The organism is Roseicyclus sp., from assembly GCF_052168335.1.
GTDB lineage: Bacteria > Pseudomonadota > Alphaproteobacteria > Rhodobacterales > Rhodobacteraceae > Roseibacterium.
Map to the genome: position 1 here is coordinate 1 of NZ_JBQLZP010000599.1, position 8,163 is coordinate 8,163.

Here is an 8,163-nt window from a genome sequence, read left to right on the forward strand (position 1 = left end):
CGCGGACAGCGTCTGCCGCGTGAGGCACCACCACTGGCTGCCCAGATGCGGGGTGATCCCCTCCGGCAGCGTGCGGCGATAGCCCACCAGGCGCTGAAGCTCCACGTAGCGGTCGAAGAGAAAGCGCTGCCGCTTCCACGACCAGGGAAAGCGGAACTCGAACCGCTCCTCGTTGAGGCCGCCGACGGTCCAGTCCACGTCCCGGATCGTCACGCTCTCGATGAAGTCGGTCATCGGCCGCGCGGCGAGATAGGCGCGCAGGTCGTCGACGGGCCGGAGCGGCAGGCACGAGCCCGAGGCGAGGTAGACGTGCCGCACGGCGGGATACTCGGCCAGCATCACCTCGCTCGCCGTCTGGCTGGCGGCGACGAGTGACCAGGTTCCCCATTCGCAGCGCCGCCGCTTGCAGAAGCGCACGTTCTCGAGGTCGGCGAGCGACTCCCGGAACTCCTCGAACCGACCCCGCGAGACCGAGCGGTCGACATGGATCACCACCGGACAATCTCGCTCGGCCCAGTGGCGGGCGACCTGCGCCGCACGGTTGAGCGCGGTGTGGCAGAGCATGATGAAGCCCAGCGTGCTCATGCCCAGTTGCCCTTGGACATGAGCCCGAGGATCTCGAGCTGGCGCCAGTTGATGTATCGCTCCGACCAGCGCGTCCAGAGGTCGGGGTTCTTGTTCAGGCCCTCGTAATAGGCCTTGTATTCGGCGCTGGCGGCGTAGTGCTGGCGGCGCTCGAGCTCCTCGGCGGCCTTGTCGGCGAAGGAGGCGATGAACTTGGCGTGGAGGAGCACGCCCGAGGTCTTCTCGCCCCCCCATTCGTCGAACACGAGGTTCAGCCCGCGCGGCAGCAGCATGTGCGTCGAGCTCGCGTAGGCGAAGCCCTTCTGCCAGCGCACCAGCGGGATCTTGTTGAGCGCGGGCGCCTTCTCGGGCGTTTCGCCGAAGAACATCCGCGCGCGGGGACCGCCCTGAATCCACAGGTTCCCGTAGGTCCAGTTCCGCTCGATCATGTAGTTTCCGGAGTCGAACCAGCAGGCCACCTCGAACGGGTTCTGCCCTTCGCCGCAGCCATGCGCCGTGATCGGTCCTTTCGGATACATGTCGAGGACCATGGCCCCGAAGCTCTTGATCGAGGAGGATTCGAGCCAGTCGCAGAGCGCGGGGATCGGCCGCGTGTCCGAGAACGGGTAGACGAGAAACTCGTCGGGATCGACCGTCAGGCACCAGTGCCCCGTCCCGTGGAGCCGCAGGAGCCGGTTCATCCAGTCCATGCCGAAGCGCGCGCGCTTGTAGCTGTCGGGCGTGGTCCAGACCGAGCAGTCAGGCTGTTCGGCCAGGTACTCGCGCGAGCCGTCGTCGCTGTCGTTGTCGACGAAGAGGAAGTGCGAGACCCCGTGGTCGCGGTAGTAGGACAGGAAATACTTGAGGCGCGGCCGCTCGTTCCGCAGCGTGGAGAAGCACAGCACGTCCGACGGACGGATCGCGTCCGTCCGGTCGGCAACCGGCAGGAGGGACATCCCCTTCCGCCAGGCGCGAACCAGGTACTTCTTGCGCTCCAGTCGCAAGGCGTAGCGCTGCACCGCCTTCATTCACGGCCTTTCCGCCCGATCCCGCAGCGCCGCAAGCGCCGCGGATACCCGTACAAAGTGCTCCTGCCATTCGGGCGCTTCGCTCGGGAAGGTCCGTGACCGCCCGATCGTGCCCGACATTAGTTTTATTATCGTTTCCGCCCAAGAATAGCCGTCGGCGGGCTCCACGTAAACGGCATGTGAACCGAGATGTGCCCGCAGGACCGGCAGATCCGAACAGACGGGCAGCGCGCCGTGGGCCAGCGCCTCCCACGGGGGCAGGCCGAAGCCTTCGGCGAGGCTCGGGTAGAGCAGCGCGTCGGCGCGGCGGAGCTGGTCGGCGAGCGCCGCCTCCGAGGCCGCGAGGTGCAGGAAGACCGACCTGCCGAAGAGCGGATGCGCCTCGATCGCCCGCCGGATCTCCGCGCCCTTCCAGCCTTCGTTGCCGAGGATGTGGAGGGTCGGCATGGGCTCCGCGCCCCGTGTCTCCGCCAGATGCGACCAGGCGGCGAGGATCGTGGCGTGGTTCTTGCGCGGCTCGAGCGTGCCGACCATGACGCAGCGCCCGCGTTCCTTCGGCCCCGCGGCTGCGGGCGGCGGCACGCCGATGGGGGCGGCGACGATCCGGGGCCGGCGGGGCAGGTCGCGCCACTGGGCCTCGAGCGCGGCCCGCGTATCCTCCGACACCGCGACGGCGAGCGTCGCATGAGCGGCGACGGTGCCGAGCTTGCGGGCGAAGGCTTCGGGCTGGTCGGGCGGAACGAGCTCGGGATGCAGGATCGGGATCAGGTCGTGGACGAGGACCGCGACCGCGCAGCCCGAGGCTTCGAGCGGCCCGAGCGTCCGGCGCGACAGGTTCGCGTGCCCGGCGTTCACGTAGACCCCGGGCCGATGCCGCCGCACCATCGCCCCCAACCGCCAGGACAGGCAGCGGTCGACGGCGAGGGGCCTCAGCGTCGCTTCGACCCTGTGGCGAGGACGGCCCCCGCGCCCTGCGATGCGCGACAGGAAGTCGGCCGGGCCCGGTGGCACCTCGCCGCGGACCATCGCGACGAGCCTGCGCATCCCGTCGGGTCCGAGCAGGAGGAACCCCCGCGTCGTCCGGCAAAGCGCCATGACGCGGGGATTGACGCTCAGGAGATGCCCGGCCCAGGCGAGCTCCACACGGTCGATGCCGGTGGGTGCACCCCGCGCCGCGCGCGTGAGGCTGCGGGTCATGTCGAGCCAGACGATCTCGCGCCCGAGCGCGTCGTCCGGCCGCCCGGTCATCGCGGGAACGTCACTGGGCGGCGTTGCGCACCGACATCAGGTCGGTGAGGAAATCCGTGAACTCCTCGCGCAGGTCGTCGCGGGCGAGGCCGAAGGCGACGGTCGCCTGGAGGAACCCGGCCTTGGACCCGCAGTCGAAGCGCTGCCCGCGGAAGCGGAAACCGTAGACGTTGTCCGAGGTCTCGATCTCGCGCGCGATGGCATCGGTGAGCTGCAGCTCGCCGCCCGCGCCCGTCTTGATCTTGCTGAGGTTGGTCATGACCTGCGGGCTGAGGATGTAGCGGCCGATCACGGCGAGGTTCGACGGCGCGCTGCCGGCGGAGGGCTTCTCGACCATGCCCTTCACGGACACGACGGAACCCATGTCCTCCTTGATGTCGAGGATGCCGTAGGCGTTCGTCTTGCTCTCCGGCACTTCCATCGCGGCGACCATGTTGCCGCCGATCTCCGCATAGGCTTCGACCATCTGCTGGAGGCACGGGGTATCCGCCGCGATCACGTCATCGGGCAGGATGACCGCGAAGGGCTCGTTCGAGAGGAGGCGCCGCGCACACCAGACGGCGTGGCCGAGGCCCAGCGCCCGGTGCTGACGGATATAGGCGATGGCGCCGGATTCCATGTTGGTGGACTTCAGCGTCTCGAGGAGGTCGGTCTTGCCCTTCTTGCGAAGCTCGCTCTCGAGCTCGGGCGAATGGTCGAAATAGTCCTCGAGCGCGGACTTGCCGCGGCTGGTGACGAAGATGAATTCCCGGATGCCGGCGGCCCGCGCCTCGTCGATCGCGTACTGGATCAGCGGGCGGTCGACCAGCGTCATGATCTCCTTGGGGATCGACTTCGTCGCGGGAAGGAACCGCGTTCCCAGACCCGCGACCGGGAAGATCGCCTTCGTGACCCGTTTCTTCATCATTACCTCGCCTGCAAGCGCACACGCCGAGGACGGCCTGCCGCCGACCCCTCTTGCGGTGTGAATGTTACCGAATCAACTTCGGCCTTGGAACTGCACATTTCGACCATCCCGGAACCTTATGGCGTTGATGCGGCGCAATTCCGCTGAAACTCTGGAGGCGTATCGCCACGGTTGCAACCGCGGTCGCGTGCGGTCCGAACGCCCGTAGAGCCCGCCCTCCTGCTCCCACCAACCGCCGTCGGTGAACCGGACACGGTGCGCCCGTGGGCTGGGCTCGAGAAGGAAAAGGCTGACGCGGGCGCCGTCGGCGACCAGCCGCTGCGCCTCCGCCCGCAGCGCCCCGGCACGGTGGCGCCAGTCCGACAGCACCACGTCGGTGTCCGACGGCGCGTCGAACAGGCTCGAATAAGCCAGATCGACACTGAATCCGCCGGTTTCCGCGACACTCCGTGCGCGGCCTTCCTCGATACCGTCGCGCAGGCTCTCGAGCAGGCGACGCATCTCCTTGAGCCCGAGCTTCCGCCTGCGGACGAGGCGGAACAGGCGGTCGTACTGGTCCTGACCGAGCTGGACGAGGGCCGCCTCCATCTCCTCGGTCGCATGCTTGCGCAGGAATGCCGCCGTCGAGGCGCCGACGTCGCGGAGGTCGAGCGGCACCCGGTCGGCGTCGCGCCGGACGCTGGCGGCGAAGGCGTGATGCACGACGGCGCCGGGAACCCAGGCCGTGGCCAGACCCGCCCGCGCGAGACGGAGCGCCATGTCCGTGTCATCGAGGTAGAAGCGGAAGGCGGGGTCGAAGCCGCCGAGATCGTGCAGCACCTGCCTGCGGAAGACCATGTTGGTCCCGTGCAGCTTGCGACACTGTTCCGGCCCCGGTTCGGAGGCCATCGGCTGATCGCGGCCGAGCCTGTCCACCGCGACGGGCCCCCATTGCAGGGAAATCCCGTTTCGCCCAAGGACCGGACCCGTCGCTGCCGCGAGAGACGGCTCTCCGTCGAAGGCCGTCACCATCGCATGGGCCCAGGTCGGCTCGGGCACGGCATCGTCGTCCACGAATCCGACGAGATCGCCCGCCGCGCGCGCGACGCCGGCATTCCGTGCCTCGGCGAGGTTCGGAGGATCCTGGAGCGCGGTCTTCAACCGCCCTGCGAAGGGGAGGTCCGACAGCGCCGCCAGCCCCTCGGCATCGGCGACGACGACGAGCTCGAGGCGCGGGACCGCCGACTGCGACAGCCCCAGGATGCACCGGCGCAGCGCGCGGGGCCGGCCATGGCTGGCCACCACCACGCTCAGCGACGGCGCCTCGGTCACGGAAGGCCCATCTCGGCCAGCATCGCCTCGATCCGCGGAATGTCCTCGGGGTTGTTCAGCTCCCAGAACTTCCGCCCCCGCGCCTCGACCTCGACGCAGAGGACGCGGTGCCCCGCCTCGAGGAAGCGCAACTGCTCCAGCCCCTCGAGGCTTTCGAGCGGGCCGACCGTCCAGTCGGGATAGGCGTGCAGCGCCCAGGGTCGGTAGGCATAGACGCCGACATGGTGGAAGACGGGCGTCGGCTCGTCCGCGCCGTACTCCGCGGAGGTGAAGGGGATCACCTCCTTCGAGAAGTAGAGCGCGCGCATCTCGCTGTCGCAGACGGCGGTGGTGGCGCCGACGCGACCAGCCTTGCGGTCGGCCTTGAGCGCGGAGAGCGTCTCGCCGTCGCAGCGCAGGATCGGCGTGGCCAGCGCGGCCTGGCTGTCGCGCCTGAGACCGTCGACCAGCGCCTCGAGGAACCAGGGCGGGGTCAGCGGCGCGTCGCCCTGGAGGTTCACCACCATCCCGACATCGCCGCCGAGAAGGCCCAGCGCCTCGGCGCAGCGTTCGGTCCCGTTGCGGCAGCGGTCCGAGGTCATCAGGACTTCGGCCCCGAAGCCCCGCGCGTGCCCGGCGATCCGGTCGTCGTCCGTCGCGACGTAGACGGCATCGAAGCAGGACACGTCCTGCGCGGCGCGCCAGCTCCGCTCGATCAGGCTGCGGGCCTCGCCGCCAGCGCCGCGCAGCATGGCGAGCGGCTTGCCCGGATAGCGGACCGAGGGGTAGCGGGCGGGAATGATGCAGACGACGCTCATGGGGTCACGGAGGCTCAGGGCTGGCGGAGATCGACGCCGGGCGCGTGCGCGATGAAGAAGCCGTTGGCGAAGCCGGGCTTGCCGTAGGCGAATGGCGCGTGATCCTCGAAGCGGACCATGCGGCCGCCGGCGCCCCGCAGCACCGCGTCGCCCGCCGCCGTGTCCCACTCCATCGTGCGCCCGAGGCGCGGGTAGAGGTCGGCCTCGCCGGTTGCCACCAGGCAGAACTTGAGCGAGCTTCCCGCGCTGCGGAGGTCGGCCACGTCGTACTTGCCGATATAGGCGTCCGTGGCGGCGTCGCGGTGCGACTTGGACGCGACGACGAAGAGCGCCGCGTTGTCCGGCGCCCGGACGGAGATCGGCGTGACCTCGCCCGGCGTCGCGGGGTCGAAGGGTCCGGCCTCCTCCACGCTGGTCCCATCGGCGGTCGTGTAGAAGAGGCGCCCCTTCGCGGGCGCATAGACGACGCCGCGGACCGGAACGCCGGCCTCGACCAGCGCGATGTTCACCGTGAAGTCGCCCCGGCGCTGCACGAATTCCTTCGTGCCGTCGAGCGGATCTACGATGAGGAAGGTCGCGGCCTCGAGGCCGTGGCTGTCGGCCTGTTCCTCGGTCACGAGCGCGATGTCCGGGAACGCGGCGCGCAGGCAGGCGGAAATCAGCGCATCGGCGGCTTCGTCCGCCGCCGTCACCGGGCTGGCGTCGGACTTGGCGCGCACGTCGAAGTCCTCGGAATCATAGACTTCCATGATCCTTTCGCCGGCGAGGATGGCGGCGCGCCTCAATTCGACCATCAGTCGCGCGTAATCCATTTCAAAACCTTCCTGTGCCGCAATTGAACCGGTGTCGCCCCCGCGTTATCGTGCGCGCGCGCTCCGGCGGCAAGGGCAAGGCTGTTCCTGCCGCGCCCCGCGACGCGCGAGAGCCCACGAAGCGGCCGCCAAGAGCCACACACCGAGCAGGCCCGGATGTTCCAGACCGCCAGACCGACGACCACACGCGCGCTTGTCTTCAGCATGCTGGAGGTGACCTATCACGCGACGGTGCGGAAGGTCCGCAAGACGCATGGCAACGCCATCCTCGCCATCGGCATGAGCCTGATGCAGAGCGTGATGTTCCTGGCCGCATTCTACCTGATGTTCACGTTCCTGGGCACGCGCGGGGCCGCGATCCGGGGCGACTTCATGCTCTACCTGCTGTCGGGGATCTTCCTCTACCTCGTCCACATCCAGGCCCTGCAGGAGGTGATGCGGGCGGAGAACTCGACATCCCCGATGATGCAGCACGCGCCCATGAACACGTTGGTGGCGATCCTCTCCTCTGCCTTCTCGATCCTCTACATCAAGACGATCAGCCTACTGGTGATCCTGTTCCTGCTGCACACGGTGATCCAGCCGATCACGATCCACGACTGGTCGGGGGCGTTCATGATGTACCTGCTGGCCTGGGGCTCGGGCTGCGCGCTGGGGCTGATCCTGATGGCGGCGAAGCCGTGGGCCCCCGACGTGGTGACGATCATCCAGATGGTCTATGTCCGCGCGAACATGATCGCCTCGGGCAAGATGTTCGTCGCCAACATGATGCCGGGCTTCATGATCGACCTCTTCGACTGGAACCCGCTGTTCCACATCATCGACCAGGCGCGCGGCTTCACCTTCGTCAACTACTTTCCGCACCACACGAACTGGGAATACCCGCTCTACGCGACGCTGGTGCTGATCCTTCTGGGCATGATGGGCGAATTCTACACCCGCAAGCGCGCTTCGGCGAGCTGGGACGCCGCGCGCTAATCCACGACCCGGAGCGTCAGGTTGATGCGCCCGCCTTTCGGCAGGAGGGTGGAGCTGCCCGAACGGATGCGGTCCACGCCGTGAAAGGCGAGGCGGGCCGGGCCCGCGAGGATGGCCACGTCCCCCGATCTCAGCCAGACGGATTTCGTGGGTCCGCCGCGCCCGGTCCCGCCGACGCGGAAGAGGGCCTCGTCCCCGAGCGAGATCGAGACGACCGGCTGTCCGAAATCCGCCTCGTCCCGGTCCTGGTGGAGGCCCATGCGCGCCTCCGCGTCGTAGAAGTTCACGAGACAGCACTGCGGCGCGCGCGCCTCGGGCACGACACGGCGCCAGAGGTCCAGCGCGATGGGCGGGATCGGCGGCCAGTCGATGCCCTCGGGATGCCGCGTCTCGTAGCGGTAGCCGCGGCGGTCCGAGACCCAGCCGAACCGCCCCGCCGAGGTCATCCTGACCGACATCGGCCGGCCCCGCGCCGTGACCGGACGGAACAGCGGCGCGGCGCGGACGACCGCCCGGAC

Annotated in this window: 9 protein-coding genes; 1 reads left to right on the forward strand and 8 read right to left on the reverse strand. The window is 68.9% G+C overall.

The window, feature by feature from the left end:
• The 7 genes from ACTS11_RS18370 to cysQ all read right to left on the reverse strand — a co-directional run.
• A partial coding sequence (locus ACTS11_RS18370; RefSeq protein WP_442641736.1) for a beta-1,6-N-acetylglucosaminyltransferase occupies positions 1-585 on the reverse strand: 585 nt, incomplete at its 3' end.
• Entirely contained in the window at positions 582-1,592 is a 1,011-nt protein-coding gene (locus ACTS11_RS18375; protein WP_442641737.1) for a glycosyltransferase family 2 protein, read from the reverse strand. The genes ACTS11_RS18375 and ACTS11_RS18370, both read right to left, overlap by 4 nt.
• Positions 1,593-2,840: a glycosyltransferase gene (locus tag ACTS11_RS18380; protein ID WP_442641738.1), complete on the reverse strand. Its 1,248-nt coding sequence runs from the start codon at positions 2,838-2,840 to the stop codon at positions 1,593-1,595. It lies immediately after the preceding gene.
• Positions 2,841-2,850: 10 nt separating this feature from the next.
• A complete protein-coding gene (gene galU / locus ACTS11_RS18385) occupies positions 2,851-3,744 on the reverse strand; it encodes a UTP--glucose-1-phosphate uridylyltransferase GalU (RefSeq protein ID WP_442641739.1) in 894 nt (297 codons plus the stop codon).
• 75 nt (positions 3,745-3,819) lie between these two features.
• The gene (locus ACTS11_RS18390; protein WP_442641740.1) at positions 3,820-5,058 is read right to left on the reverse strand and encodes a glycosyltransferase family 2 protein; all 1,239 of its coding nucleotides are present in this window, start codon (positions 5,056-5,058) and stop codon (positions 3,820-3,822) included.
• On the reverse strand, positions 5,055-5,855 hold the full coding sequence (locus tag ACTS11_RS18395) for a 3-deoxy-manno-octulosonate cytidylyltransferase (protein ID WP_442641741.1): 801 nt from the start codon (positions 5,853-5,855) through the stop codon (positions 5,055-5,057). The genes ACTS11_RS18390 and ACTS11_RS18395 overlap by 4 nt, the downstream gene beginning before the upstream one ends.
• A gap of 14 nt (positions 5,856-5,869) precedes the next feature.
• Positions 5,870-6,667, reverse strand: a complete 798-nt coding sequence (gene cysQ, locus ACTS11_RS18400; protein ID WP_442641742.1) for a 3'(2'),5'-bisphosphate nucleotidase CysQ — start codon at positions 6,665-6,667, stop codon at positions 5,870-5,872.
• A 156-nt stretch (positions 6,668-6,823) separates the two neighbouring features.
• Here cysQ and ACTS11_RS18405 point away from each other — a divergent pair, with 156 nt between their 5' ends.
• Positions 6,824-7,645 (forward strand): ABC transporter permease, encoded by an 822-nt coding sequence (locus tag ACTS11_RS18405; RefSeq protein WP_442641743.1) that lies wholly within the window; start codon positions 6,824-6,826, stop codon positions 7,643-7,645.
• Here ACTS11_RS18405 and ACTS11_RS18410 read toward each other — a convergent pair.
• Positions 7,642-8,163, reverse strand: a 522-nt coding sequence (locus tag ACTS11_RS18410; protein ID WP_442641744.1) for an alpha-ketoglutarate-dependent dioxygenase AlkB family protein, incomplete at its 5' end; no start/stop codon positions are given. The genes ACTS11_RS18405 and ACTS11_RS18410 overlap by 4 nt on opposite strands.

Bases quoted from the DNA above. Each gene is read 5' to 3' on its own strand.
- cysQ (WP_442641742.1), bottom strand. From the start codon at position 6,667: ATGGATTACGCGCGACTGATGGTCGAATTGAGGCGCGCCGCCATCCTC.
- galU (WP_442641739.1), bottom strand. From the start codon at position 3,744: ATGAAGAAACGGGTCACGAAGGCGATCTTCCCGGTCGCGGGTCTGGGA.
- ACTS11_RS18405 (WP_442641743.1), top strand. From the start codon at position 6,824: ATGTTCCAGACCGCCAGACCGACGACCACACGCGCGCTTGTCTTCAGC.
- ACTS11_RS18380 (WP_442641738.1), bottom strand. From the start codon at position 2,840: ATGACCGGGCGGCCGGACGACGCGCTCGGGCGCGAGATCGTCTGGCTC.
- ACTS11_RS18375 (WP_442641737.1), bottom strand. From the start codon at position 1,592: ATGAAGGCGGTGCAGCGCTACGCCTTGCGACTGGAGCGCAAGAAGTAC.
- ACTS11_RS18395 (WP_442641741.1), bottom strand. From the start codon at position 5,855: ATGAGCGTCGTCTGCATCATTCCCGCCCGCTACCCCTCGGTCCGCTAT.